This is a genomic window from Cupriavidus taiwanensis (assembly GCF_900250075.1).
Taxonomy (GTDB): Bacteria; Pseudomonadota; Gammaproteobacteria; order Burkholderiales; family Burkholderiaceae; genus Cupriavidus; species Cupriavidus taiwanensis_C.
On record NZ_LT977070.1, the window covers coordinates 505169 to 529806 of the forward strand.

The following is a 24638-nucleotide window of genomic DNA, read 5'->3' on the forward strand; positions in this document are numbered from 1 at the left end:
GAACCGTCATGAGACTACTGGTCGTCTGGATCATCAACGCCGTCGCGCTGTTCGTGTTGCCGTACATCATCCCGTCGATCCACATCAAGAGCTTCGGCTCGGCGATGCTGGCGGCGCTGGTGCTGGGCCTGGTCAATACGCTGATCCGTCCGCTCCTGGTGATCCTGACGCTGCCGGTCACGCTGCTGACGCTGGGGCTGTTTATCTTCGTCATCAACGCGCTGCTGTTTCTGTTCGTCGGCAACCTGCTGTCCGGCTTTACCGTCGGCGGCTTCTGGGCGGCCTTGCTGGGCTCCATCCTGTACAGCGTGATCTCGTGGCTGCTGGCCAGCCTGCTGCTGGGCAACCGCGACGACTGACCCCATTTGCGCGCCGCGCCAACGCGGCGCGCCACCATCATGCAAGACCGCTACTTCAGCTTTGAATTCTTCCCGCCCAAGACGGCGGAGGGCACCGAGAAGCTGCGCAACACGCGCGCGCAGCTGGCCCCGCTCAAGCCCAAATACATCTCGGTGACGTTCGGCGCCGGCGGCACCACGCAGCAGGGCACGCTCGACGCCGTGCTGGAAATCCAGCGCGAAGGCATCGAGGCCGCGCCGCACCTGTCGTGCGTGGGCTCGTCGCGCGAGAGCATCCGCGCGATCCTTCAGCAGTACCGCGAAGGCGGCATCCGCCATATCGTCGCGCTGCGCGGCGACATGCCGTCGGGCATGGGCGAGATCGGCGAGTTCCGCTACGCCAACGAGCTGGTGGAGTTCATCCGCGCCGAGACCGGCGACTGGTTCAATATCGAAGTCGCGGCGTACCCGGAGTACCACCCGCAGGCGAAGTCGCCGCGCCATGACCTCGACAACTTCGTGCGCAAGGTCAGGGCCGGTGCCGACTCGGCGATCACGCAGTACTTCTACAACGCCGACGCGTACTTCCGCTTCGTCGACGACGTGCGCGCGCTGGGCGTCGAGGTGCCGATCGTGCCGGGCATCATGCCGATCACCAACTACTCGCAGCTGATGCGCTTCTCCGAGATGTGCGGTGCCGAAGTGCCGCGCTGGGTGGCCAAGCGGCTGGAGAGCTTCGGCGACGACCGCGAATCGATCCGCGCCTTCGGGCTGGACGTGGTCACCGCGCTATGCGAGCGCCTGCTCGCCGCGGGCGTGCCGGGTTTGCACTTCTACACGCTCAATGCCGCCGGCGCCACCAAGGCGATCTGGCAGCGGCTGAAGCTGTAACGCCTGCCATGGCCACGCGCCGCCCCGATCCCTTCATCGAACATCTGCTCGAGCTGATGGGGCCGCTGGCGGCGCGCATCGGTCCCATCTCGGCCAAGCGCATGTTTGGCGGCCATGGCCTGTTCTATGACGGGCTGATGTTTGCGCTGGTGTCGGGCGGCACCTGCTACCTGAAGGCGGATGACGCCACGCGCGGCAAGTTCGAGGCCGAGGGCAGCGAGCCCTTCCGCTACCAGTCGGCAAAGCGCGAGGTCACCATGCGCCACTACCTGAGCCTGCCGCCGGCGGCGCTGGAATCGCCTGGCGCGATGACGCCCTGGGCGAAGCTGGCGGTGGAGGCGGCATTGAGATTGGGGAATGCTGGCTGAGTGTTTGCCCCCCTCTCCCGCAAGCGGGCGAGGGGAGCCTGCTGCAGGGGATTTGGTGCGCCCACGCTGCCTGCGATCGGTGCCATACTCGCCTCCATGGTCACCGCCACCTTCCGCTTCTACGAGGAACTGAACGACTTCCTTGCGCCGGACCAGCGCCGGCGCGACCTGCCGTGCGTGTGCGCGCGCGCGGCCACGGTCAAGCATATGATCGAGGCGCTGGGCGTGCCGCATACCGAGGTCGAGCTGATCCTGGTCAACGGCGAGTCTTGCGGGTTCGAGCGGCAGCTGTGCGATGGCGACCGGGTCTCGGTCTATCCCAAGTTCGAACGGATCGACGTGTCGCCGCTGCTGCGGGTACGCGAGCAGCCGCTGCGGGTGATGCGCTTCGTCGCCGATGCCCACCTGGGCGGTCTGGCCCATCTGCTGCGCATGACCGGCTTCGACACGCTCTACGACAACCATTTCGAAGACAGCGAGATCGAGCGCATCGCGGTCGACGAGGGCCGCATCGTGCTGACGCGCGACCGCGAGCTGCTCAAGCGCCGCGGCATCACGCACGGCTGCTATGTGCGCGCGCTCAAGTCACGCCAGCAGGTGCGCGAGATCTTCGCGCGGCTGGACCTGGCGCGCAGTGCCCGGCCGTTTTCGCTGTGCCTGGACTGCAATGCGCCGCTGCGCGCGCTGGATCCGGCCGGCGCGGCCGGACGCGTGCCGGACGGCGTGCTGGCACGCCATCGCAGCTTCGTCACCTGCGACCGCTGCCTGCGGGTGTTCTGGGAAGGCTCGCACTGGCGCTGCATGCGCGCGCTGGTCGACGAGCTGGTGCAGGGCGCCGGGACCAATCCGGGCTAGAACGCGCCTGACTCCGTCACGATCCAGTCCATGGCGATGTCGTGCGGCTGCGCCTGCAGCGCAATGCGGCAGGCGTCGTAGCCGATGCCGATGGCCACCGGCCGCTGCGCCATCGCCGCCAGGGTGCGGTCGTAGAAGCCGCCGCCGTAGCCCAGGCGGAACTTGTCAGGGCTGAAACCGACACAGGGAATGAGCAGCGCATCCGGCATCGCGGCCTCGGTGCCGTCGGGCACCGGGATGCCGTAGTGGCCGGTGGCCATGGGCGCATCCGGTGTCCACAGGTGGAAGTCCAGCGGCGCGCCGGGACGGCTGACCGAGGGCAGCGCGGCATGGCGGCCGGGCACGGCGGCGAGCCACTGCGCCACCGCGGCGCGCGCGTCGAACTCCTGCTGGATCGGCCAGTAGAAGCCCAGGCAGCGCACCGCCAGGCCCGCCAGCAGTTCGGACAGCGCGGCGGCGATGCGGGCATCGGCTACGGTGCGCGCGGGCAGGTCCGCGCGCTGTGCCAGCAACTGCGCGCGCAGCGCGCGGCGGTCGTCGGCAGGGATGGAGCTAGTCGCAGGAGTGGAAGACATGGCGTGGGATAATGCCCTCGTCCGAACCAACACGGATGGCGGCGCCGCGGTTTTCGGCACACGGTGCAGGCGCGGGCGCCGCCGTCATCGACAAGGAAGAAGAATGCTGAAGGGAGTATATCTGCAGCGTGCAGGGCGGGCCGCCTGGATCGCGCTTGCATGTGCATTGCTTGTCACGCCCGTCCACGCGCAGAAGCGCCCTCAGGCGGTCACGCGCGCGCCCTCGACGGTGATCCCCAGCGATCCCGACGAGGCCTTCGCCGCGCTGCGCGAAGCCGCGCGCAAGAACGACGTCGAACGCGCCTACGCGATCTCGGCCACGCTGGTCGATTACCCGGTGCCGTCCTATGTCGAGTACTTCCGCATCAAGCCGCAGTTGTTCGACGCCAGCGGCCTGGCCCGCATCGATGCGCCGGACGACCAGGTGCGCGTGTTCCTGCAGCGCTACAAGGGCGACGCGATTGCCGACCGCATGCGCAATGACTGGCTGCTGGTGCTGGGCAAGAAGCGCGACTGGGCCAATTTCGATGTCGAATACCCCCAGTTCGCGCTCAAGGACGATACCCAGGTCGAGTGCTATGCGCTGCTGTCGCGTGCGCTCAAGGGCCAGAACGTCGCCGCCGATGCGCGCAACGTGCTGAGCGACCCCAGGTACTACGGCGAAGGCTGCGTCGACCTGATCGGCTATCTGGTGCAGAGCCAGCAGATCCAGCGCAGCGACGTGGCCTTCCAGGCGCGCCTGGCGCTGGAGCAGAACTACCTCACGCTGGCCGGCAAGATCGCAGCGCTGTTGCCCGACGCGCGCGTGGATGGCGATACCCTTGCCACCATCGTCAAGATGGCGCGCGCCGACCCGTCGCAGGCGGCGGCCTACCTGGCCACGGCCCAGGGCGCGCTGTCGCGCGACGAGCAGGGTGCGGCCTGGGGTGTGATCGGCCAGTTCGCGGCCAAGAAGCTGCTGCCCGAGGCGGCCGGCTATTACCGCCGCCAGATGGACCTGGGCGGCAACCAGTGGCTGTCCGACGATACCCAGGAATGGCGCGTGCGCGCCGCGCTGCGCCAGGGCGACTGGAAGCAGGTGCGCCAGGCGGTCGAGCTGATGCGCCCGGAACTGCGCGCCAAGGACCCCGCCTGGATCTACTGGTACGGCCGCGCGCTCAAGGCCGACGGCCGCGACACCGAGGCCCAGCAGAACTTCCAGCAGATTGCGGGGCAGTTCAACTTCTACGGCCAGCTGGCCAGCGAGGAACTGGGCAACCGCATCACGCTGCCGCCGCGCACCACCGTCAGCGACGCCGAGGCCATGGCAATGCGCGCGCGCCCCGGTTTTCAGCGCGCGCAGAAGTTCTACGCCATGAACCTGCGCTTCGAGGGCAACCGCGAGTGGAACTGGGAGCTGCGCAACATGAGCGACCGCGAGCTGCTGGCCGCGGCCGAATATGCGCGCCGCCTGGAGCTGCTCGACCGCACCGTCAACTCGGCCGACCGCACCCGCAACGAGCATGACTTCGCGCTGCGCTTCCTGATGCCGTACCGCGACATCATGCAGCGCGCCACCGACGAGGTCGGCCTCGACATGGCATGGGTCTACGGCCTGATCCGCCAGGAATCGCGCTTCATCATGAATGCGCGCTCGTCGGCGGGGGCGCATGGCCTGATGCAGGTGATGCCTGCGACGGCAAAGTACGTGGCGCGCAAGATCGGCATGAGCGACTTTTCGCCGTCGATGATGGCCGACCCCACCGTCAACATCCAGCTTGGCACCAACTACCTGAACATGGTGCTGACCGACCTGGACAGCTCCTGGACGCTGGCCTCGGCCGCGTACAACGCCGGCCCGGGCCGCCCCAAGGCCTGGCGCAGCACGCTGGCGCGGCCGGTGGAAGGCGCGATCTTTGCAGAGACCATCCCGTTCAATGAAACGCGGGGTTATGTGAAGAATGTGCTTTCCAACGCTACGTACTATGCTGCATTGATGAGTGGCCGGCCGCAGTCGCTGAAGTCGCGCCTGGGCACGGTCGCGCCGTCGCCGGTGACCACCACCAGCCTGCCCTGAAGTCGTTGGTTCTGGTCCGCCTGCCCCGGCATGGGGCGGGTCGGACTGGCACGGCGGGCCTGCCGGCGTAGCGCCGCAGGCCCGGGCTGGGCGCGGGTGCCGCGGCGTGCTTCTTTCCTGGCACGGAGGCAACATGCAGACCAGCAACGTCCTCGTCATCGGTGGCGCCGGCTTCATCGGCAGCCATCTCGTCTCGCGCCTGGCCGGCGCCGCCTCGGCCTCGGGCGCGCCGCTGGAACCCGGCGCCAATCCCGATTCCCCCATTGCCCCGGACCGCATCGTGGTCGGCACGCGCAATGTCGAGCATGCGCAGCACCTGCTGCTGCTGCCGCGCGTCGAGGTGGTCGAGCTCGGGCTGGCCGACAATGCCGCGCTGGACGATGCGATCGGCTCGCTTGGCGTCGACGGCATAGTCGTGAACCTGGTGGGCGTGCTGCACGGCGAGCGTGCCGATCCCTACGGCGAGGCCTTTGCCAGCGCGCATGTGGAACTGGTGCGGCAGATCGTGGCGTCATGCCTGTCCACCGGCGTGCGCCGGCTGTTGCATATGAGCGCGCTCGGCGCGGACAGCAACGGACCGTCGATGTACCTGCGCAGCAAGGGCGACGGCGAGCGCATCGTGCGCGCCAGCGGGCTCGACTGGACCATCTTCCGGCCCTCGGTGGTGTTCGGCCCCGACGACCATTTCCTCAACCTGTTCGCCCACATGCAGCAGCTGGCGCCGGTGGTGCCGCTGGCGTGCGCGCATGCGCGCTTCCAGCCGGTGTTCGTGCAGGACGTGGTGCAGGCCTACCTGAACGCCATGGTGAATCCGGCCACCATCGGCCATGGTTATGAGCTGGGCGGGCCGCAGGTCTATACGCTGGAGGAACTGGTGCGCTTTGCCGGGCGCGCCTCGGGCCATCCGCGCCCGGTGATCGCGCTGCCCGATGCGCTGGCGCGGGTGCAGGCCGCGGTCATGGAGCATATGCCGGGCGAACCGCTGCTGTCGCGCGACAACCTGGATTCGATGCAGCTCGACAATGTGCTGGCACGCCCGATGGCGCCGGAGCTGAACCTGCATCCGGTACACCTGGAGGCCGTGATGACCGACGCGCTGTCCGGGCGCAACCGCGATGCCGCGCTGACCCACATGCGCGCCAGCGTGCACCGTTGAGGCAGTGGCCTATGTGACCGGATTTCATATCGGTTGCGAGCGCAATTCACTTTGACGCGGGCGGCCGCGCTGGCAAAATGACTGGTCCGGCGCGCGGCTGCCACGCCGTCCCGCGGGCTGCGTGGCTCGCTCCGTGCCGTCTCTCCCTCCGTTTCCTCCCCCAAGGACCTCACGATGAAGCTCGTCATCGGCAACAAGAACTATTCCTCCTGGTCGCTGCGCCCGTGGCTGCTGCTGCGCCAGGCCGGCATTGATTTCGAGGAAGTGCAGGTGCGCCTGTTCACCGGCAGCTTCGCCGCCGAGATCGCCCGCTACTCGCCCGCGGGCAAGGTGCCGGTGCTGGTCGATGGCGATGTCACCGTGTGGGATTCGCTGGCGATCTCCGAATACGTGGCCGAGCGCTTCCCCGACCAGCAGCTGTGGCCGGACGACCCCGCCGAGCGCGCGGTCGCGCGCGCGATCTGCGCCGAGATGCATTCCGGCTTCACCAACGTGCGCAACCAGTTGCCGATGAACGTGACCGCGGTACTGCCCGGGCGCGGCTGGAACGTGGCGGTGCAGCGCGAGGTCGAGCGCATCGCCGCGATCTGGGACGGGCTGCGCAAGCAGCATGGCGCGCGCGGGCCGTTCCTGTTCGGCACCTTCACCGTGGCCGACGCGTTCTATGCGCCGGTGGTGAGCCGCTTCGCCACCTACGGCATCCACCTGCCGGACGACCGCGAAGACGCCAAGGCCTATGCCGATTTCATGCTGGGGCTGCCGGCGATGCAGCAATGGATTGCCGGCGCGCGCGAGGAACGCGACTTCCTCGCCGACGACGAACCGTACCGCCTGGCCCCGGACCGTGCCGATGCGATAATCGTCAGCCACTAGCAATAGCGCCGGCGCCGGGCCACTACCGGATGACCCGTGCCGGCGCATGAAAAGGCCAAAACATGCAGGTGTATGCCGTGGGCGGCGCGATCCGCGACGAACTGCTGGGCAAGCCCAGCCAGGACCGCGACTACGTGGTCGTCGGCGCGACCCCGGCCGAAATGGAAGCCGCCGGCTATCGCCCGGTGGGCAAGGATTTTCCGGTGTTCCTGCATCCGCGCACCCAGGAGGAGTACGCGCTGGCCCGCACCGAGCGCAAGACCGCGATGGGCTACAAGGGCTTTGCCTTCTACTGCGAGCCCGACGTCACGCTCGAGGACGACCTGGTCCGGCGCGACCTGACCATCAACGCGATGGCGCGCGCGGTCGATGCCGACGGCAACCTGACCGGGCCCGTGATCGATCCGCACGGCGGCCAGCGCGACCTGGCCGCGCGGCTGTTCCGCCATGTCTCCGACGCCTTTGCCGAAGACCCGGTGCGCATCCTGCGGCTGGCGCGCTTTGCCGCGCGCTTCCACGACTTCAACGTCGCCGCCGAGACCATGCGCCTGATGCGCGAGATGGTCGCCGCGGGCGAGGTCGATGCGCTGGTGCCCGAGCGCGTATGGCAGGAGCTGGCGCGCGGGCTGATGGAGGCGCGGCCGTCGCGCATGTTCGAGGTGCTGCGCGACTGTGGCGCGCTGGCGCGGCTGCTGCCCGAGCTGGAGCGGTTGTGGGGCGTGCCGCAGCGCGCCGACTTCCATCCCGAGGTCGATACCGGCGTGCACGTGATGATGGTGATCGACTGCGCCGCCGCGCTCGATGCACCGCTGCCGGTGCGCTTTGCCGCGCTGGTGCATGATCTGGGCAAGGGCACCACGCCCGAAGACGTGCTGCCGCGCCATATCGGCCACGAGCTGCGCAGCGTCAAGCTGCTGGAACAGGTCTGCGCGCGCCTGCGCGTGCCGAATGAATGCCGCGACCTGGCGCTGGTGGTGGCGCGCGAGCACGGCAACATCCACCGCTCGCTGGAGCTTGGTGCGGCCGCCGTGGTGCGGCTGCTGGAGCGCTGCGATGCGCTGCGCAAGCCCGCGCGCTTCGCCCAGGCGCTGCAGGCCTGCGAGGCGGACAAGCGCGGGCGCAAGGGCTTCGAGCACAGCGAATACCCGCAGGCGGCGCGCCTGCTGGCGGCGCGCGAGGCCGCGGCGTCCGTCGATGCGGGCGCCATCGCGCGTGCCTGCGCCGACAACGTGGCGCAGATCAAGGACCGGGTCCATGCCGCACGGGTGGCGGCGGTGGCGCAGCGGCTCGGGGTGCAGCCGGACGGCGCCTGAGCCGGCCCGGCCAGGCGGCCGCAGGCCCTACAGCAGCTTGCCGATCACCAGCGCAATCAGCGAAATCAGGATCGTCGACGCGAACGGCAGCACGAACTCGCGCCCGAACACGCGGAAGCGCACGTCGCCGGGCAGCCGGCCCAGCCCCACCTTCTGCAGCCAGGGCAGCGCCGCGGACAGGATGATCACGCTCAGGAAGATGGTCAGGGTCCAGCGCAGCATGGCGGCTCCGGTGCCGTTACAGGGCGTGGCTGCGGTCGCCGCGGGCAAAGCCGGCCAGCGGCTCGCTGTGTTCCAGTCCGCGGTCGAGCCCGCGCGTGAGCGCGATCACCTTGAACAGTTCGCCCATCTCGGCCTCGGACAGCAGCTTCTGCACCGCATTGGCCTGCGGCAGGAAGGCGCGCGCGTCGGACGGGTCCAGCGTCATCAGCAGCTCGGTGATGCCGGCGTTCATCAGGAAGCGCGCCTGCGAGGCAAAGCCAGCCACGGTCAGCCCTGACTCGACCGCCGCGTGCGCGATGCCGCTGAAGTTGACGTGCGCGGTGATGTCCTGCAAGCCGGGGTACAGGAACGGGTCGGGGTGCGCATGATGGCGGTAGTGGCACATCAGCGTGCCGCCGGCGCGCTGCGGGTGGTAGTACTCGCCGCCGGGGAAGCCGTAGTCGATGAAGAAGGCCGCGCCGCGCGCCAGCATGGCGCCGACCGCGCGCGTGAAGCCCTCGGCCTCGGCATGGGTCTCGGTGACCAGGTCGTGGTCGCCGGGGATGGCGCGCAGCGCCTCGGGCACGTCGGCGGCGGCCAGCGCGCGGTCCTCGAAGCGGAAGGCGGGGGCGCCGCCTTCGGCCTGCGGCGCGGCACGCACCACGCCGCGCTCATGCCAGCTGCCGTCGCGGCGCGCATACAGCTGCACCGGCATCGCATCCAGCACTTCATTGCCGACGATCACGCCTTCGAAAGCGGCAGGCAAGGTATCGAGCCAGGTGACGCGCTCGGCCAGGTGCGGCGCGCGCCGGGCCAGCGTCTCCTGCTGGCGCGCGCGCAGCTCGCCCGACAGTTCGACGATGGCGTAGGTGTCGGGCAATTGGCCTTCCTGTTCCAGTCCCAGCAGCAGGTCCGCCGCCAGCCGGCCGGTGCCGGCGCCGAATTCCAGCAAGCGCGGCATCCCCTGGGCCAGCAACGGCGCGAACTGGCGTGCCAGCGTGCGGGCAAAGAAGGGGCTCAGTTCCGGGGCGGTGATGAAGTCGCTGCCGTCGCGGGCATCGCGGCCGAACTTGGCCGAGCCGCCGCTGTAATAGCCCAGGCCGGGCGCGTACAGCGCCAGCGCCATGTAGCGGTCAAAGCCGATCCAGCCGCCGGCTGCATCGATCGATTCGCCGATACGGGCCGTAAGGGTATCGGAGGCGGCCTGCGCGTCGGCGGGGGGAAGGGGTAAACTAGCGGCTTTCTGCATCCTGCGATTGTAGCAATGCCCGCATCCGATACTTCCGCCAGCCAGGCTGGCGACAAGGCTGGCCAGCCCGCCGCCCGCGGCGTGGCCCTCGTGACCGGCGGCGCGCGCCGCCTGGGCCGCGCCATTGCGCTGGAACTGGCGGCCCAAGGCTGGGACGTGGCCGTGCACTGCCATCGCTCGGTCGACGAGGCCGAAGCCCTCGCCACGCAGATCCGCGCGCTCGGCCGCCGCGCCGCGGTGCTGCGTGCCGACCTCGCCGACGAGGCCGCCACCAGCCGGCTGGTGGCCGACTGCACCGCCGCGCTGGGCGTGCCGACCTGCCTGGTCAACAATGCCTCGCTGTTCCAGTACGACGTGGCAACGAGTTTTTCCTATGCGTCGCTCGATACGCATATGCGCACCAACGTGGCCGCGCCGCTGCTGCTGGCGCGCGAACTGCACAAGGCGCTGGCCGCGGCCGCGGGCGCGGAGGGCAACGGCAAGGCCGCCGAGCCGCGCGGCGTGGTGATCAACCTGCTCGACCAGAAGCTGGACAACCTGAACCCGGACTTCCTCTCGTACACGCTCTCCAAGGCTGCGCTGCAGACCGCCACGGTGCAGCTGGCGCAGGCGCTGGCGCCGCGCCTGCGCGTGGTGGGCGTGGCCCCCGGCATCACGCTGGTGTCGGGCGAACAGTCGGAGCAGAGCTTCCGCCGCGCGCATCGCGTGACGCCGCTGGGCCAGTCGTCCACGCCCGAGGACATCGCCCAGGCAGTGGCCTACCTGGCGCAGGCGCGCGCCGTGACCGGCACCACGCTGTACGTCGACGGCGGCCAGCACCTGATGCCGCTGGCGCGCGACGTGATGTTCCTGACCGAATGACCTGCATCACCGGCCGCGCCTGACCGGCGCGGCACCCCCGCCTTACACTTCCCCTTTTCGTTTGCCGCCATGACCATGCTCGCCGCCCTTTCCCACCCCAGCCTGCAAGACTGCCGACGCATGTTCCTGCGCAACTACGAAGTGCAGATCAATATCGGCGTGCACGAATTCGAGAAGAAGGGCGAGCAGCGCGTGCTGATCAATATCGACCTGTTCGTGCCGCTGGAGGAATGCACGCCGCAGGCCGACAAGCTCGACGAAGTGGTCGACTACGACTTCATGCGCAACACCGTGGCGGCGCGCATGGCGCAGGGCCATGTGCACCTGCAGGAAACGCTGTGCGACGACGTCGCGCGCGCCATGCTGAAGCATCCCAAGGTGCGCGCGGTGCGCGTGTCGACCGAAAAGCCTGACGTGTACCCGGATTGCGATTCGGTCGGGGTCGAGGTCTTCCACATCAAGCAGGCCTGAGCGGTCCTGCCGGCGCCCGCTGCAGCGCGCGGGCGCCTAAAGTAAAATGTTGCCCCTTCGCGCCGCGCCGGCCATTCCATCCGGCGGGCGCCACGCAACAGGATGCTCCATGAGCCACTCGAACAATTTCTATCGCCTCGAGACGAGGCTGCAATCGCAAACCGGCAAGGCCATCGGCGACTTCGGCATGATCGAGGACGGCGACACCGTGCTGGTCTGCATGAGTGGCGGCAAGGACTCGTACACCATGTTGTCGGTCCTGATGGCGCTGCAGAAGCGCGCGCCGATCAAGTTCAAGCTGATCGCGATGAACCTGGACCAGAAGCAGCCCGGCTTCCCGGAACACATCCTGCCGGAATACCTGAAGTCGGTCGGCGTGGAATATGTGATCGTCGAGGCGGACACCTACTCGATCGTCAAGGAGAAGGTGCCCGAGGGCAAGACCACCTGCTCGCTGTGCTCGCGCCTGCGCCGCGGCGTGATCTACCGCACCGCCAAGGAGCTGGGCGCCAACAAGATCGCGCTGGGCCACCATCGCGACGACATCGTCAACACCTTCTTCCTGAACATGTTCTTCGGCGGCAAGATGAAGGCGATGCCGCCCAAGCTGGCCACCGACGACGGCGCGCATATCGTGATCCGCCCGCTCGCGTACTGCTCGGAGAAGGATATTGCGTCGTACGCACGCGCGATGGAATTCCCGATCATCCCGTGCAACCTGTGCGGCTCGCAGGAAAACCTGCAGCGCAAGAAGGTCAGCGAGATGCTGCAGGAGTGGGAGCGGCAGAACCCGGGTCGCATCGACAATATCTTTTCGGCGCTGCGCAACGTGGTGCCGTCGCACCTGGCGGATACCGAACTGTTCCCGTTCACCGGGCTGGCGACCGGCCTGGCCAAGGTGGACGAGGCCTCGCTGTTCGGCGAGACCACGTTCCAGCAGCAGCCGCTGACCTTTGCCGGCAGCCTCGACGAAAACCGCATGGAGTTCGTGCGCTTCGAGCGCACCCCGGCGGCGGCCCCGGCGGGGGAGCCGGCCGGCACGCAGTAAGCCGTTGCGGCGGCCAAATGACAGAACGCCCGCTCGCGCGGGCGTTTTTCATCGCGGCGGGACGCGGGTTCAGTTTGCCGCCGCCGACTGCACCGGCGGCTGCGACTTCTCGCGCATCAGGGCATGCGTGTCGTCGATCCACTTCTGGAAGCGATCCTGCGCGTGCGCCTTCTGCTGGGGCGTGGTCAGGTTGGCGATCGCCACGGTGAGCGCGATGCCGGCGTGGTTGCTGGCTTCGTGGCTGGCGGCGTGCCGGGCCGGCGGATTCTGCCAGTACTCGCGGAAGCGCCGCAGCAGGTCGATCACCTGTGCCTTGGGCGGCTGCGTGGCCTGCACGAAGCGCACCATCTTGATCCATTCCTGCTGGCGCGCGACGCGCTCGGCATAGCGCGCCTCGGCGTTCTGCACCACCGGCCCGACCTTGACGCGGATCGCCTTCTCCTGCTCGGGAGAGAAGCCGCCGTAGACCAGGCGCGCGTACTCCATCACCTTGTCGAAGCGCGCTTCCTCGCGCTCGGCCGGGTCCGCGTTGAGGAATTTCTTGCGGTACTTGGCGTTGCCCTCGGCAAACTTCTTTTCCATGCGGGTGATCTGCTCGGGCGTCAGCGTCAGCAGAAAATCGGCCATGTCGGGCATGGCCTGCTCGAACGATCGGCGCGCCAGTTGCTGCGAGGCGTCCTGGAAGTGCGCGACCTTCGCCGGCGTGACCGGCTGGCCTACGTCGGCCTTGGCTTCCTGCAGCAGGCTGGCGATTTCCGGCAGCTGCGCCTTGCGGTGCCAGGCAAAGAAGCGCGCGATCGCCTCGCGCGTCAGCGGCTCCTGGGCCGAGGTGACATCGACATAATTGTCGATCCACCAGTACGCCAGCCGGTCGCCCTGCTGGTAACCCAGCTTCATGGCGCTGCACGCGCACAGAGCCGCGGCGCCCAGAATCACCAAAATACGCCGCGCCCAACAATTGTGAAATTCGGAAACCGCGGTCCTTTGCGCAGAAAGCGCCATGTTAAAATCGGCGCGCATCGGAACCGGGCTCCCCTGATGCCGGCCAGCCAAGTCCTGGCAAGGGTTTGCGGGAACAAGCGCAGGCCTGGCGGCAAGCTTTCGCGAGCCCCGGCGGCACAGTTTGCCGAGCACCGGGCCAAATACCCGTCCGGCGTTTTCAAGAAGATTTTCGGACACACTCACTTAGGGGTCTCCTTGTGAATATCGTCATTCTCGCCGCGGGCATGGGCAAGCGGATGTATTCCGATTTGCCCAAGGTGCTGCACCCGGTAGCCGGGCGGCCCATGCTCGCGCATGTCCTGGATACGGCCCGTGCGCTGTCTCCGTCGCGGCTGGTGGTCGTGGTCGGCCACGGCGCCGCGCGCGTGCGCGAGGCGGTGGCCGCCGACGATGTCGCCTTCGCCGAGCAGGCCCAGCAACTGGGCACGGGCCATGCGGTGATGCAGGCACTTCCCTTGTTGGACGACAACCAGCCTACGTTGGTTCTCTACGGTGACGTGCCGCTCACCAGCGCGGCGACGCTGCAGGCACTGGTGGCCGAGGCCGGCGCGCAGCGCTTTGGCGTGCTTACCGTCGAAATGCCCGACCCGACCGGCTATGGCCGCATCGTGCGCGACGCGGCGGGCAGCATCGTCCGCATTGTCGAGCAAAAGGACGCGAGCGAAGCCGAGAAGGCCATCCGCGAAATCAACACCGGCATCATCGTGTGCCCGACCGGCCACCTGCGCAAGTGGCTGTCGACGCTGCGCAACGACAATGCCCAGGGCGAGTACTACCTCACCGACACCGTCGAGCGCGCCGTCGCCGATGGCGTCGAGACGGTTTCGGCCCAGCCCGCGGCGGTGTGGGAGACGCTGGGTGTCAACAGCAAGCTGCAGCTGGCCGAGGTCGAGCGCATCCACCAGGGCAACCAGGCCCGGCGCCTGCTCGAGGCCGGCGTGACGCTGCTGGATCCGGCCCGCATCGATGTGCGCGGCGAGCTCAGCTGCGGGCGCGATGTCACCATCGACGTCGGCTGCGTGTTCGAGGGCCGCGTGCACCTGGAAGACGGGGTGCGCATCGGCGCCCATTGCGTGATCCGCAACAGTACCGTCGGCGCCGGCGCGCAGTTGCACCCGTTCTGCCATATTGACGAGGCCAAAATCGGGCCCGCCGGCCGCATCGGGCCGTACGCGCGCCTGCGCCCCGGCACCGAGCTGGGCGAGGACGTGCATATCGGCAACTTCGTCGAGGTCAAGAATGCACAGGTGGCGGCACACAGCAAGGCCAACCACCTGGCTTATGTGGGCGACGCCACGGTGGGGTCGCGTGTCAATATTGGCGCGGGTACCATCACCTGCAACTATGACGGGGTGAACAAGCACCGCACCGTGATCGAGGACGATGTCTTCATCGGCTCCGACACGCAGCTGGTGGCGCCGGTGACGGTGCGCCGCGGCGCCACGCTGGGCGCCGGCACCACGCTCACCAAGGAGGCCCCGGCCGACAAGCTGACGCTGTCGCGGGCCAAGCAGCTGACCATCGACGCCTGGCAGCGTCCGGTCAAGCAGCCGAAGCAGTAAGCACCAGCGCCGCCGGCACCAGGCGGCGCCACAGGATTCATACCGGCGCCAGTGGCCAGAGGGCAGGCGCCAGCAAACGGGGGTTCAGCATGTGTGGCATCGTCGGCGCGGTTTCCACGCGCAACATCGTTCCGGTCCTGATCGAAGGGCTGCGCCGCCTGGAGTATCGCGGCTATGACTCGTGCGGCGTCGCCGTCGTGCGCGACGATGCGGTCGAGCGCGCGCGCACCGTGTCGCGCGTCGCCGACCTCGACGCGCAGACGCAGGCGTCCGGCCTGTCCGGCTTCACCGGCGTGGCGCATACGCGCTGGGCCACGCACGGCAAGCCGGACACCGTCAACGCCCACCCGCACCTGTCGGGCGAGACCATCGCGCTGGTGCACAACGGCATCATCGAGAACTACGAGCCGCTGCGCGAAGAGCTGCGCGCGGTCGGCTACGGTTTCGAGTCGCAGACCGATACCGAGGTGGTCGCCCACCTGATCCACCAGGCCTACAGCTATCCCAGCAGCGCCACGCGTGGCGACCTGTTCGCCTCGGTGCGCGCGGTCACCAAGCGCCTGCACGGCGCCTATGCCATCGCGGTGTTCGCCAAGGACCAGCCCGGCCGCGTGGTCGGCGCGCGCGCCGGCTCGCCGCTGGTGGTGGCGCTGGGCGAGAACGAGTCCTTCCTGGCGTCCGACGCGCTGGCCGTGGCCGGCACCGCCAACCGCATCATCTACCTGGAAGAGGGCGATGTGGTCGAAATCACGCTGGACGGCGTGACCATCCATGACGTCAACGACCACGCGGTCGAGCGCGAAGCGCGCGTGGTCGAAGCCCATGCCGCCTCGGTGGACCTGGGCCCGTACCGCCACTTCATGCAGAAGGAAATCTTCGAGCAGCCGCGCGCGCTGGGCGACACCCTCGAGGGCGTCGAAGGCCTGTCGCCGGACCTGTTCGGCGACAACGCCGCCGAGGTCTTCGCCGGCATCGACAGCGTGCTGATCCTGGCCTGCGGCACCAGCTACTATTCCGGCTGCACCGCCAAGTACTGGCTCGAAAGCATCGCCAGGATCCCGACCCAGGTCGAGGTTGCCAGCGAATACCGCTACCGCGACACCGTGCCCAACCCGCGCGCGCTGGTGGTGGTGATCTCGCAATCGGGCGAAACCGCCGACACCATGGCCGCGCTGCGCCATGCGCGCGCGCTCGGCCACGTCCATACGCTGGCGGTCTGCAACGTCGCCACCAGCGCCATGGTGCGCGAGACCGAACTGCGCTTCCTGACCCGCGCCGGCACCGAGATCGGCGTGGCCTCGACCAAGGCCTTCACCACGCAGCTGGCGGCGCTCTACATGCTGACGCTGTCGCTGGCCAAGACCCGCGGCCTGCTGACCGAAGAGGCCGAGGCCCAGGCGCTGACCAACCTGCGCCACCTGCCGGCCGCGCTGCATGGCGTGCTGGCGCTGGAGCCGCAGATCATCGCCTGGTCCGAAGACTTCGCCCGCCGCGAGAACGCGCTGTTCCTCGGCCGCGGCCTGCATTACCCGATCGCGCTGGAGGGGGCGCTCAAGCTCAAGGAAATCTCGTATATCCACGCCGAGGCCTACCCGGCCGGCGAGCTCAAGCACGGCCCGCTGGCGCTGGTCACCGAAGCCATGCCGGTGGTCACGGTCGCCCCCAATGACGCGCTGCTGGAGAAGCTCAAGTCCAACATCCAGGAAGTGCGCGCCCGTGGCGGCCGCCTGTACGTGTTCGCCGACAGCGATACCCAGATCCAGTCGTCCGACGGCATCCAGGTGATCCGCATGCCCGAGCACTACGGCGACCTCTCGCCGATCCTGCACGTGGTGCCGCTGCAGCTGCTGGCGTACCACACGGCCTGCGCGCGCGGCACCGACGTGGACAAGCCGCGCAACCTGGCGAAGTCGGTGACGGTGGAGTAAGGCGGGCGATGCCGGCGCGACGCCGGCCGCAAGCTGCAAAGAGGCCCTGCGGGGCCTCTTTTTCATTGGGCCGCCCGCGCTGCTGTTAGGCCACGGACAGCAGGAACGCCCGCGCCATTTCCTGGTCCAGCCGCCGGTCCGACAGCGCGTAGATGCTTTCGCGGTTGATCAGCGCATACAGCAGCGTGCCGGCCAGCGCCTGGTGGGCGAAGCGGATGCGCAGCTCCAGCTCGGGCGACGGGCCGGCCGGATGCAGCCGTGCCAGGCGCGATGCCAGGTCGACGATGTACTGGCGATTGAGCTGCCGGATCGGGTCTTCGCCGGTGGTGGCACGCACCACCAGCGAGGCGCGCAGCACGCCTTCATTGCGGCAGGCCCAGATGCGGCTGTCGCGCGCCATGGTACGCACCGCGTCTTCCAGCGTCGTCGGCGCATTGTCCAGCTGTGCCAGGCGCGCCGCCATGGCCTCGCGCAGCGTGGCCAGCGCCAGCGCCTGCAACGCCCTGAAGTAGCTGTCCTTGCCGTCGAAGCGGCTGTAGAACGCGCCGGTGGTGACGCCGGCGCGGGCGCAGATCTCCTGGATGGACACCTGTTCCAGCGTGCGCTCGCGCAGCAGCCGCCGGCCGGCCTCGAACAGCCGGTGGGTGGTGCGCAGCCCGCTCGCATAACGCGGCGCGGCATAGCCGGCGTGGCCTTCCAGCGCAATCAGCTTTTCTTTCATGACGACCCCGATCGGTTGCGGCAGTGCTTCCGCGTGCCCCTGCTTGTCCGTGTTTTTACTGATGTCATGAACTGTATCAGGCCACCATACTCGCCAAAAACATAATTCATATTATTAATTCAGCCGTGCCGCCACCATGCGGGACTGCCCGGAGACCGATGCACACATCCCCGCCCCCCGACGCGGAAGCCAGCCTGCTGGCCGGCCTGCGCCGCGCCGTATGCCGCGAGTTGCCCGGCTTCGATGCCGAGGCCGGCATCACCGGCCTGCGCCGCCTGTCCGGCGGAGCCAGCCAGGAGACCTGGTCGTTCACGCTGGCCGGGCCGCACGGGCCGGCGCCGATGATCCTGAGGCGCGATCCCGGCGCGGCGGCGCGGCCCGCGGCGACGGTGTCGGCGCTACAGGCGGGCATGGCGGCCGAGGCCGCGCTGCTGCGGCTGGCCGGCGCGGCGGGGGTGCCGGTGCCGGTGGTGCGGGCGATGCTGGCGCCGCAGGACGGCATCGGCGCCGGCTTCGTGATGGACCGCATCGAAGGCGAGACGCTGGGCGGCCGCATCGTGCGCGAGCCGCGGCTGGCGCGGGCGCGCGAACGGCTGGCCTACCAGTGCGGGCAGGCGCTGGCCGCGATCCATGGCATCGACCGCGCCGCGCTGCCGCCGCTGCGCGAGAGCCATGCCGCCGAGGAGGTCGACGGCTACCTGCGGCGCTATCGGGCGGCGGGCGAGCAGCGCCCGGTGTTCGAGCTGGCCTTCCGCTGGCTGCAGCGCCATGCGCCGGCAACGGGGCGCGCCACGCTGGTCCATGGTGATTTCCGCAACGGCAACCTGATGGTCGACGAGGCGGGCCTGCGCGCGGTGCTGGACTGGGAGCTGGCGCATGTGGGCGATCCGATGACGGACCTGGGCTGGCTGTGCGTGAACTCCTGGCGCTTCGGCTGCACGGGATTGCCGGTGGGTGGCTTCGGCACGCGCGCGCAGCTGTTTGCCGGCTATGCCGATGCGGGCGGCACGGTCGACGCGGGGCGCGTGCGCTTCTGGGAGATCTTCGGCGTGCTCAAGTGGGGCGTGGCCTGCCAGTCCATGTCGCGTGCGCCGCAGGGCGGCGGGCCGCGCAGCGTCGAGCGCGCCGCGATCGGCCGGCGCAGTTCCGAGACCGAGATCGACCTGCTCAACCTGCTGCTGCCGCGTGACCATGCGCCGGCCGGCACGGATGACGGAACCTGACCATGCAAGACACCCCCGATGCCGCCGGCCTGATCGACGCGGTGACCGCCTTCCTGCGTGACACCGCGATCCCCAACCTGGGCGGGCGCGCGGCCTTCGACGCGCGCGTGGCCGCCAATGTGCTCGACATCGTCGCGCGCGAACTGCGCCTCGCGCCCGCGGCGCTGGCCGCCGAGCAGGAACGCCTGCGCGCGCTGCTGGGCACCGACGGCACGCTTGCCGAACTGAACCAGCGCCTGTGCGAGGCCATCGCCAGCGGGCGCGTCGATGCCGCCACGCCCGGGCTTGCCGGCCACCTGTGGGCGGTCACGCTGGCCAAGCTTGCCGTCGACCAGCCCGGGTACAGCAGTTATCGCCAGATTGTGGATCCTGAGGAGACGCTTCCGTGAATTTCCATTTGCCGGCCGAGCTGACGGCCTACCTGGACGAGCTCGATGCCTTTATCGAGGCCGAGATCGCACCGCTGCAGGACGAGCACGACAACCAGCGCTTTTTCGACCACCGCCGCGAATGGGCCCGCACCGACTTCGACAACCAGGGCCTGCCGCGTCCCGAGTGGGAGGCGCTGCTGGCCGAGGCCCGCCGCCGCGCCGACCGCGCCGGCCACCTGCGCTTCGCGCTGCCGGCGGAGTACGGCGGCCGGGATGGCGGCAACCTGTGGATGGCCGTGATCCGCGAGCACCTGGCGGCCAAGGGCCTGGGTTTGCACAATGACCTGCAGAACGAGCACTCGATCGTCGGCAACAAGCCGTTCGTGCTGGTGCTGCGCGATTTCGGCAGCGATGCGCAACGCGCCACGCTGATCCCGGGCATGCTCGACGAGACCGTCAAGCTGAGCTTCGGCCTGACCGAGCCAGAGCACGGTTCCGACGCCACCCACATGGCCACGCGCGCGCGGCCCGAGGCGCGCGGCGGGCGCGGCGGCTGGCGCATCGACGGCGAGAAGATGTGGACCACCGGCCTGCACACCGCCACGCATGTGGTGCTGTTCGCGCGCACCAGCGGCGAGGACGGCGATGCCCGCGGCATCACCGCGTTCCTGGTCCCGGCGCACAGCGAAGGCGTGCGCGTGGAAGAGTACCTGTGGACCTTCAACATGCCCACCGACCATCCGCGCGTGAGCTTCAGCGGGGTCTGGGTGCCGGATGACGCGGTGCTCGGGCAACCGGGCGCGGGCCTCGCCATTGCCCAGCATTTCGTGCATGAGAACCGCATTCGCCAGGCCGCCGCCAGCCTGGGCGCGGCCGAGTACTGCATCCGCGAGAGCGTGAAGTACGCGCGCCGGCGCAAGCCCTTCGGGCAGGAGCTGGCGCGCAACCAGGGCATCCAGTTCCCGCTGGTGGACCTGGCCACGCGTGCCGAGATGCTGCGCGCGTTTATCCGCCAGACCGCGTGGGAAATGGACCGGATGCCCAAGCACGAGGTGGAGAAGCGCCTTTCGGACAAGGTCTCGATGTGCAATGTCACCGCCAACCGCCTGTGCTGCGAGGCCGCCGACACGGCGATGCAGGTGCACGGCGGGCTGGGCTATTCGCGCCACAAGCCGTTCGAGCATATCTACCGCCACCATCGCCGCTACCGCATCACCGAGGGCTCGGACGAGATCCAGATGCGCAAGGTCGGCGCCTACCTGTTCGGCTATATCGGCCGCGACGGCGGCGGGCCGGCGCATCAGTAAGGGGCCCCTGATGCCGGCCGCGGCTGGCATCCCATTGTTCCGGGAGACACGCATGAATCCATCGTACCAGCCGCGCCGCGCTGTGGCTGACCGCAGTGCTGTTGTTCTTCTTCCTGGTGGTCAACGCCATGGACAAGATGGTGGTGGGCCTGCTGGCCGCGCCGATGATGGCCGAGCTGGGGCTGACGCCGGCGCAGTTCGGCCTGGTCGGCAGCAGCTTCTTCTGGCTGTTCGCGGTGTCCGGCGTGCTGGGCGGCTTCCTGGCCAACCACACGCCGACGTCGCGGCTGCTGATCCTGATGGCGCTGGCGTGGTCGCTGTGCCAGATCCCGATCGCGCTGTCGTCCAGCCTGGCGGTGCTGATCGTCTCGCGCGTGCTGCTCGGTTTCATGGAAGGGCCGGCCGCGCCGGTTTCGATCCATGCCTGCTACAAATGGTTTCCGAACAACCGGCGCAACCTGCCGGTGGCGGTGCTGACGCAGGGCGCGGGCATCGGCATCGTGCTGGCCGGGCTGCTGATCCCGGCGGTGGCCGCGCACTGGGGCTGGCGCACCAATTTCTACCTGCTGGCGGTGCTGGGCGTGGTGTGGGCGGGGGCGTGGATCGCGCTGGGGCGCGAAGGCACGCTCGACCAACGTCCGCTCGCGCACGGCAACGCTGGCACCGCCGCGCCGCAGCGGCTGCCGTATCGCGTGCTGCTGAGCGATCCCACCGTGCTGGGCTGCTTTGCCCTGCGGCTGGCGGCGTACTGGGGCCTGGCGCTGTGCCTGACCTGGATCCCGGCCTACCTGCAAAGCGGGCTGGGCTTCGACCATGCCGTCAGCGGCAAGCTGTTCGCGCTGATCGTCGGCACCAACCTGCCGCTGACCATCGCTATCGCATGGTGCTCGGAACGGCTGCTGGCGCGCGGGGTGTCGTCGCGGCTGGCGCGCGGCCGGGTCTCGGCGGGCATGCTGCTGCTGGCGGGCGGCTTCTTCCTGTTGCTGCTGTGGCCAGGCACCACGCCCGCCATGCGCGTGGGGCTGCTGGTGCTGGGCTGCGTGTGCGCGCCGGCGATCTATTCGCTCGGCCCGGCGATGCTGGCCGAGGTGGTGCCGGCCGGGCAGCGCGGCGCGGTGCTGGCGATCGATGCCTCGGTATCGTCGGTTGCCGGCGTGCTGGCGCCGCTGGTGACGGGCGTGCTGGTGCAGAACGCGCCCGGCGCGCGCGGCTTTGAACTGGGGCTGGCGCTGTGCGGCGCGCTGATGGTGGTGGCGGCGCTGGCCGGGCTGTGCGTGATCAACCCCGAGCGCTCGCGCCAGCGCATGGCCGCGCGGCTGCCGGCGGGGGGCCAGGCCGGACAACCCGCGGTGGCGGCGGGCTGAACGCCTCGCATCACGCCACGCCTATGGCGCCGGCCCGGAGCCGGCGCCGGTCTGCGCCACCGCTTCATGCACCAGCGCCGCGAACACGCGCATGGCCGGCGACGGCGTGCGCCCGGCCAGCGTGACGATGCCGTACTGCGCCTTCAGCGCGGTGGGCGGGTGCATCGGCAGGGCCACGGCCAGGCGCTGTGCGCACGCCTCGGCCATCATCGCCACCGGCACCAGCGCCACGGCATCGACCGCCAGCAGCAGCGCGCGCAGCGCATGCATGTCGTTGCAGGTGACGGTCATCAGCCCGGGCTCGTCCTCGGGCAGCGGGCCGCCGCCGCCGCTGGCCTCGTGCAGGGCCTGGCGGAAGAAGCGCACGATATGCGGCGGCAGCCGGGTCCCGGCCACCGGGTAGGCGCGCAGGTCGGCCAGGGTGACCTGGCGCTGCCGGGTCAGCGGATGGCCGCTGCGCACGAAGAAAGCCGTTTCCAGTGCCGGCAGCCGGTCGATCTGCAAGTGCGCCAGTTCCGCCAGGCTGCGGCTTTCGCCGACAAAGATGTCGAGCTGCTCGGCTTCGAGCGAACGCCGCATCGCGGCAGTGTCGGCGGTCTCGAGGTCGATGCGCAGCCGCGGATAGCGGCGCACCAGCGCCTCCAGCACTGGGTCCAGCAGGAACGAGGCCGCGAACGGTCCGAAGCCGGCGCGGATCGTGCCGATCTCCACGTCTTCGAGCAGTTGCAGGTCGCGCCGCAGCTCGCGCTGCTCGCGCAGCATGCGGCGCGCGCGCGCCAGGGCCAGCATGCCGGCGGCGGTGGGGCGCACCTTGCCGTAGCTGCGGTCGACCAGCATGCCCAGCTCGGCTTCCAGCGCCTGGATGCTGCGCGTCAGTGCCGGCTGCGACAGGTGCAGCGCGGCTGCGGCGCGCGCGAAGCTGCCTTGTTCGACCAGCGTGACGAAGTGATGCAGCTGCCTCAAGCCCATGAAATAACCATTTGCGCATCAAAAACTGAAAAATATTGCATTGGACGTAAGTTCTCAAGCCCACTAAGGTTGTCCTCCAAAACCAAAACCGATCTGGAGACAACATGAACCGACGCGCATGGCTGACGCTGGCCACTGGCGGCCTGGTCGCCGGGCTTTCGCTCGGCGCGGCCCTGCCGGCCGCGGCCCAGGCCTACCCCGCCAAGCCCATCCGCATCGTCGTGCCCTATGTGGCCGGCGGCGGCACCGACACCATCGCCCGCGCCATGGGTGAAAAGCTGAGCAAGCGGCTGGGCCAGCCGGTGGTGGTCGACAACAAGGCCGGCGCCTCCGGCATCATCGGCACCGATGCCGTGGCCAAGGCCGCGCCCGATGGCTATACGCTGCTGATGACGCTGACGCAGTCGGTGCTGACCAACCAGTTCCTGTTCCAGAAGCTGCCCTACGACCCGCGCAAGGACCTGAGCATGATCAGCGTGCTGGCCGACGCGCAGCTGGTGCTGGTGACCCACCCGTCGGTGCAGGCGCGCACCGTGCGCGAGCTGGGCGACTACGCGCGCAGCCGGCCTGGCAAGCTCAGCTATGCCTCGTGGGGCGTCGGCTCGCTGTCGCACCTGAGCGGCGCCTACTACAGCAAGCTGGTGCACGGCCAGGCCACGCACGTGCCCTACAAGGGCGAGGCGCCGATGCTGCAGGACCTGCTCGGCGGGCAGGTGCAGTTTGGCTTCGCCAGCATCCTCACCGCCAGGCCCTACATCCAGAGCGGCAAGCTCAAGGCGCTGGCGGTGACCGGCACTCAGCGCAGCAGCGCGCTGCCCGACATGCCCACCTTTGCCGAGGCCGGCATGCACGACAGCGCCTTCAAGACCGTCGGCTGGATCGGCCTGGTGGCGCCCGTGGGCGTGCCCGCACCGATCCTGGCCCGGCTCGAGAGCGAGGTGCGCGCCATCCTGCAGACCCCCGAGATGCAGGAGCGCATGGTTGCGCTGGGGCTGCGCACCGTCGGCAGTACGCCGGCCGAGGCGCAGGCGCTCTACGCGCGCGACTGGCCGGTGCTGAAGACGCTGGTAGCGGATTCGGGCGCGAAGCTGGACTGAGCTGCAACCCTGGCAACGCCCATGGCGGGCGCCGCGGCAAATATCGCGGCGCCCGCCTTTTTTATTTTCATGATGCCGTGAAGGCCGCTTACGAAAACCGAATAAAAACCATTGGCATTCGCATCCGCAAGCAAGCCGGAAAATAGAGGATCCATGCGGCAAGAACGCCGCGGCGCGGGCCCGGATTGCTTGATGTCCGCTTTGGCGGGACTACCATGAAGTCACGCGGCGCATTCGCCGTGGCGTTGCTGTGGTCGTGCCATGGCGACATCGCATGTCCCTGTCACAGGGGCATTGGGGGCTGCCATGAAGACCGACAAGAAGGTGATCCAGTTGCTGAACGCGCAGCTGCGGCATGAGCTCACTGCCATCAACCAGTATTTCCTGCATGCCCGGATGTATCGGCACTGGGGGCTGCGCGCGCTGGGCAAGCACGAGTATGACGAATCGATCGAGGAAATGAAGCACGCCGACAAGCTGATCGAGCGCATCCTGCTGCTCGATGGCTTGCCCAACCTGCAGGACCTCGACAAGCTGCTGGTCGGCGAGAACACCGAAGAGATGCTCGGCTGCGACCTGAAGCTCGAACTCGTGTCGCAGGCCAGCTGCAAGGATGCGATCAAGTATTTCGAGTCGGTCGGCGATTATGTCTCGCGCCAGCTGGTGGTCGATATCCTCGAGGACACCGAGGAACATATCGACTGGCTCGAAGCGCAGCTGGAGTTGGTGCGCAAGGTCGGCTTGCAGAACTACATCCAGTCCGCCATGGGCGGAATCGAGGACTGAGCCGGCGCGGCGCGCCGCGCGCTCTCCTGCAAAGATTTCCATTTCCCGCTACA

General features: G+C 68.9%; 25 protein-coding genes. 19 read left to right on the plus strand and 6 right to left on the minus strand.

What is annotated here, in order from left to right:
- Positions 1–8: 8 nt before the first annotated feature.
- The 4 genes from CBM2588_RS02345 (at position 9) to CBM2588_RS02360 (ending at position 2452) form a co-directional block, all read left to right on the plus strand.
- Positions 9–359 (plus strand): phage holin family protein, encoded by a 351-nt coding sequence (locus CBM2588_RS02345; protein ID WP_092317742.1) that lies wholly within the window; start codon positions 9–11, stop codon positions 357–359.
- 39 nt (positions 360–398) lie between these two features.
- Positions 399–1229, plus strand: coding sequence for a methylenetetrahydrofolate reductase [NAD(P)H] (gene metF / locus CBM2588_RS02350; RefSeq protein ID WP_092317739.1), 831 nt, complete (start codon positions 399–401; stop codon positions 1227–1229).
- Positions 1230–1237: 8 nt separating this feature from the next.
- On the plus strand, positions 1238–1597 hold the full coding sequence (locus CBM2588_RS02355) for a TfoX/Sxy family protein (protein ID WP_115679193.1): 360 nt from the start codon (positions 1238–1240) through the stop codon (positions 1595–1597).
- Between the two features lie 96 nt (positions 1598–1693).
- Positions 1694–2452 (plus strand): Mut7-C RNAse domain-containing protein, encoded by a 759-nt coding sequence (locus CBM2588_RS02360; RefSeq protein ID WP_115679194.1) that lies wholly within the window; start codon positions 1694–1696, stop codon positions 2450–2452.
- On the opposite strand, the gene CBM2588_RS02365 is transcribed toward CBM2588_RS02360, so the two are convergent.
- Entirely contained in the window at positions 2449–3027 is a 579-nt protein-coding gene (locus CBM2588_RS02365) for a 5-formyltetrahydrofolate cyclo-ligase (protein ID WP_115679195.1), read from the minus strand. The genes CBM2588_RS02360 and CBM2588_RS02365 overlap by 4 nt on opposite strands.
- Positions 3028–3130: 103 nt before the next feature.
- Between CBM2588_RS02365 and CBM2588_RS02370 the strand changes: the two genes are divergently transcribed.
- The 4 genes from CBM2588_RS02370 (at position 3131) to CBM2588_RS02385 (ending at position 8425) form a co-directional block, all read left to right on the plus strand.
- Positions 3131–5083 (plus strand): lytic transglycosylase domain-containing protein, encoded by a 1953-nt coding sequence (locus CBM2588_RS02370; RefSeq protein WP_115679196.1) that lies wholly within the window; start codon positions 3131–3133, stop codon positions 5081–5083.
- A 133-nt stretch (positions 5084–5216) separates the two neighbouring features.
- Positions 5217–6239: a complex I NDUFA9 subunit family protein gene (locus CBM2588_RS02375; protein ID WP_115679197.1), complete on the plus strand. Its 1023-nt coding sequence runs from the start codon at positions 5217–5219 to the stop codon at positions 6237–6239.
- A 174-nt stretch (positions 6240–6413) separates the two neighbouring features.
- Entirely contained in the window at positions 6414–7112 is a 699-nt protein-coding gene (locus tag CBM2588_RS02380) for a glutathione S-transferase family protein (protein ID WP_115679198.1), read from the plus strand.
- 62 nt (positions 7113–7174) lie between these two features.
- On the plus strand, positions 7175–8425 hold the full coding sequence (locus CBM2588_RS02385) for a multifunctional CCA addition/repair protein (RefSeq protein WP_115679199.1): 1251 nt from the start codon (positions 7175–7177) through the stop codon (positions 8423–8425).
- Between the two features lie 27 nt (positions 8426–8452).
- On the opposite strand, the gene CBM2588_RS02390 is transcribed toward CBM2588_RS02385, so the two are convergent.
- A complete protein-coding gene (locus CBM2588_RS02390; RefSeq protein WP_012351539.1) occupies positions 8453–8647 on the minus strand; it encodes a DUF2905 domain-containing protein in 195 nt (64 codons plus the stop codon).
- A 16-nt stretch (positions 8648–8663) separates the two neighbouring features.
- A complete protein-coding gene (locus CBM2588_RS02395) occupies positions 8664–9875 on the minus strand; it encodes a class I SAM-dependent methyltransferase (protein WP_115679200.1) in 1212 nt (403 codons plus the stop codon).
- A 15-nt stretch (positions 9876–9890) separates the two neighbouring features.
- On the opposite strand from CBM2588_RS02395, the gene CBM2588_RS02400 reads away from it, so the two are divergent.
- From CBM2588_RS02400 to ttcA, 3 genes are all read left to right on the plus strand, one after another.
- The gene (locus CBM2588_RS02400; RefSeq protein WP_115679201.1) at positions 9891–10736 is read left to right on the plus strand and encodes an SDR family oxidoreductase; all 846 of its coding nucleotides are present in this window, start codon (positions 9891–9893) and stop codon (positions 10734–10736) included.
- Positions 10737–10805: 69 nt separating this feature from the next.
- Positions 10806–11207, plus strand: coding sequence for a dihydroneopterin aldolase (locus CBM2588_RS02405; protein WP_082818824.1), 402 nt, complete (start codon positions 10806–10808; stop codon positions 11205–11207).
- 109 nt (positions 11208–11316) lie between these two features.
- Complete coding sequence (ttcA, locus tag CBM2588_RS02410; RefSeq protein ID WP_115679202.1) at positions 11317–12255, plus strand: tRNA 2-thiocytidine(32) synthetase TtcA; 939 nt, start codon at positions 11317–11319, stop codon at positions 12253–12255.
- 69 nt (positions 12256–12324) lie between these two features.
- Here the strand turns inward: ttcA and CBM2588_RS02415 are convergent, their stop codons facing one another.
- On the minus strand, positions 12325–13152 hold the full coding sequence (locus CBM2588_RS02415; RefSeq protein ID WP_172583548.1) for a DUF6279 family lipoprotein: 828 nt from the start codon (positions 13150–13152) through the stop codon (positions 12325–12327).
- Positions 13153–13454: 302 nt separating this feature from the next.
- On the opposite strand from CBM2588_RS02415, the gene glmU reads away from it, so the two are divergent.
- Positions 13455–14819, plus strand: a complete 1365-nt coding sequence (gene glmU / locus CBM2588_RS02420; RefSeq protein ID WP_115679204.1) for a bifunctional UDP-N-acetylglucosamine diphosphorylase/glucosamine-1-phosphate N-acetyltransferase GlmU — start codon at positions 13455–13457, stop codon at positions 14817–14819.
- A gap of 89 nt (positions 14820–14908) precedes the next feature.
- A complete protein-coding gene (gene glmS, locus CBM2588_RS02425; protein WP_115679205.1) occupies positions 14909–16747 on the plus strand; it encodes a glutamine--fructose-6-phosphate transaminase (isomerizing) in 1839 nt (612 codons plus the stop codon).
- Between the two features lie 85 nt (positions 16748–16832).
- On the opposite strand, the gene CBM2588_RS02430 is transcribed toward glmS, so the two are convergent.
- Positions 16833–17468, minus strand: coding sequence for a TetR/AcrR family transcriptional regulator (locus CBM2588_RS02430; RefSeq protein ID WP_115679206.1), 636 nt, complete (start codon positions 17466–17468; stop codon positions 16833–16835).
- A 158-nt stretch (positions 17469–17626) separates the two neighbouring features.
- On the opposite strand from CBM2588_RS02430, the gene CBM2588_RS02435 reads away from it, so the two are divergent.
- From CBM2588_RS02435 to CBM2588_RS31335, 4 genes are all read left to right on the plus strand, one after another.
- On the plus strand, positions 17627–18691 hold the full coding sequence (locus tag CBM2588_RS02435; protein ID WP_115679207.1) for a phosphotransferase family protein: 1065 nt from the start codon (positions 17627–17629) through the stop codon (positions 18689–18691).
- Positions 18692–18693: 2 nt separating this feature from the next.
- Complete coding sequence (locus CBM2588_RS02440) at positions 18694–19080, plus strand: DUF6285 domain-containing protein (protein ID WP_115679208.1); 387 nt, start codon at positions 18694–18696, stop codon at positions 19078–19080.
- Positions 19077–20369, plus strand: coding sequence for an acyl-CoA dehydrogenase family protein (locus CBM2588_RS02445; protein ID WP_115679209.1), 1293 nt, complete (start codon positions 19077–19079; stop codon positions 20367–20369). The genes CBM2588_RS02440 and CBM2588_RS02445 overlap by 4 nt, the downstream gene beginning before the upstream one ends.
- Positions 20370–20464: 95 nt before the next feature.
- On the plus strand, positions 20465–21733 hold the full coding sequence (locus tag CBM2588_RS31335) for an MFS transporter (RefSeq protein WP_269462409.1): 1269 nt from the start codon (positions 20465–20467) through the stop codon (positions 21731–21733).
- A 21-nt stretch (positions 21734–21754) separates the two neighbouring features.
- Here CBM2588_RS31335 and CBM2588_RS02455 read toward each other — a convergent pair whose 3' ends face one another.
- Positions 21755–22702: a LysR family transcriptional regulator gene (locus CBM2588_RS02455; protein WP_115679210.1), complete on the minus strand. Its 948-nt coding sequence runs from the start codon at positions 22700–22702 to the stop codon at positions 21755–21757.
- A gap of 104 nt (positions 22703–22806) precedes the next feature.
- Between CBM2588_RS02455 and CBM2588_RS02460 the strand changes: the two genes are divergently transcribed.
- Positions 22807–23799 (plus strand): Bug family tripartite tricarboxylate transporter substrate binding protein, encoded by a 993-nt coding sequence (locus CBM2588_RS02460; protein ID WP_115679211.1) that lies wholly within the window; start codon positions 22807–22809, stop codon positions 23797–23799.
- Between the two features lie 306 nt (positions 23800–24105).
- Positions 24106–24585 carry a bacterioferritin gene (bfr, locus tag CBM2588_RS02465; protein WP_111521713.1) on the plus strand — a complete coding sequence of 160 codons (480 nt, stop codon included), beginning with the start codon at positions 24106–24108 and terminating at the stop codon, positions 24583–24585.
- Positions 24586–24638: the final 53 nt, after the last annotated feature.

Bases quoted from the DNA above. Each gene is read 5' to 3' on its own strand.
- metF (WP_092317739.1), top strand. From the start codon at position 399: ATGCAAGACCGCTACTTCAGCTTTGAATTCTTCCCGCCCAAGACGGCG.
- CBM2588_RS02460 (WP_115679211.1), top strand. From the start codon at position 22,807: ATGAACCGACGCGCATGGCTGACGCTGGCCACTGGCGGCCTGGTCGCC.
- bfr (WP_111521713.1), top strand. From the start codon at position 24,106: ATGAAGACCGACAAGAAGGTGATCCAGTTGCTGAACGCGCAGCTGCGG.
- CBM2588_RS02385 (WP_115679199.1), top strand. From the start codon at position 7,175: ATGCAGGTGTATGCCGTGGGCGGCGCGATCCGCGACGAACTGCTGGGC.
- ttcA (WP_115679202.1), top strand. From the start codon at position 11,317: ATGAGCCACTCGAACAATTTCTATCGCCTCGAGACGAGGCTGCAATCG.
- CBM2588_RS02370 (WP_115679196.1), top strand. From the start codon at position 3,131: ATGCTGAAGGGAGTATATCTGCAGCGTGCAGGGCGGGCCGCCTGGATC.
- CBM2588_RS02405 (WP_082818824.1), top strand. From the start codon at position 10,806: ATGACCATGCTCGCCGCCCTTTCCCACCCCAGCCTGCAAGACTGCCGA.
- CBM2588_RS02395 (WP_115679200.1), bottom strand. From the start codon at position 9,875: ATGCAGAAAGCCGCTAGTTTACCCCTTCCCCCCGCCGACGCGCAGGCC.
- CBM2588_RS02345 (WP_092317742.1), top strand. From the start codon at position 9: ATGAGACTACTGGTCGTCTGGATCATCAACGCCGTCGCGCTGTTCGTG.
- CBM2588_RS02415 (WP_172583548.1), bottom strand. From the start codon at position 13,152: ATGAAGCTGGGTTACCAGCAGGGCGACCGGCTGGCGTACTGGTGGATC.
- CBM2588_RS02440 (WP_115679208.1), top strand. From the start codon at position 18,694: ATGCAAGACACCCCCGATGCCGCCGGCCTGATCGACGCGGTGACCGCC.
- CBM2588_RS02375 (WP_115679197.1), top strand. From the start codon at position 5,217: ATGCAGACCAGCAACGTCCTCGTCATCGGTGGCGCCGGCTTCATCGGC.
- CBM2588_RS02380 (WP_115679198.1), top strand. From the start codon at position 6,414: ATGAAGCTCGTCATCGGCAACAAGAACTATTCCTCCTGGTCGCTGCGC.
- CBM2588_RS02365 (WP_115679195.1), bottom strand. From the start codon at position 3,027: ATGTCTTCCACTCCTGCGACTAGCTCCATCCCTGCCGACGACCGCCGC.
- CBM2588_RS02390 (WP_012351539.1), bottom strand. From the start codon at position 8,647: ATGCTGCGCTGGACCCTGACCATCTTCCTGAGCGTGATCATCCTGTCC.
- CBM2588_RS02360 (WP_115679194.1), top strand. From the start codon at position 1,694: ATGGTCACCGCCACCTTCCGCTTCTACGAGGAACTGAACGACTTCCTT.
- CBM2588_RS02400 (WP_115679201.1), top strand. From the start codon at position 9,891: ATGCCCGCATCCGATACTTCCGCCAGCCAGGCTGGCGACAAGGCTGGC.
- CBM2588_RS02435 (WP_115679207.1), top strand. From the start codon at position 17,627: ATGCACACATCCCCGCCCCCCGACGCGGAAGCCAGCCTGCTGGCCGGC.
- CBM2588_RS02455 (WP_115679210.1), bottom strand. From the start codon at position 22,702: ATGGGCTTGAGGCAGCTGCATCACTTCGTCACGCTGGTCGAACAAGGC.
- CBM2588_RS02430 (WP_115679206.1), bottom strand. From the start codon at position 17,468: ATGAAAGAAAAGCTGATTGCGCTGGAAGGCCACGCCGGCTATGCCGCG.
- CBM2588_RS02355 (WP_115679193.1), top strand. From the start codon at position 1,238: ATGGCCACGCGCCGCCCCGATCCCTTCATCGAACATCTGCTCGAGCTG.
- glmS (WP_115679205.1), top strand. From the start codon at position 14,909: ATGTGTGGCATCGTCGGCGCGGTTTCCACGCGCAACATCGTTCCGGTC.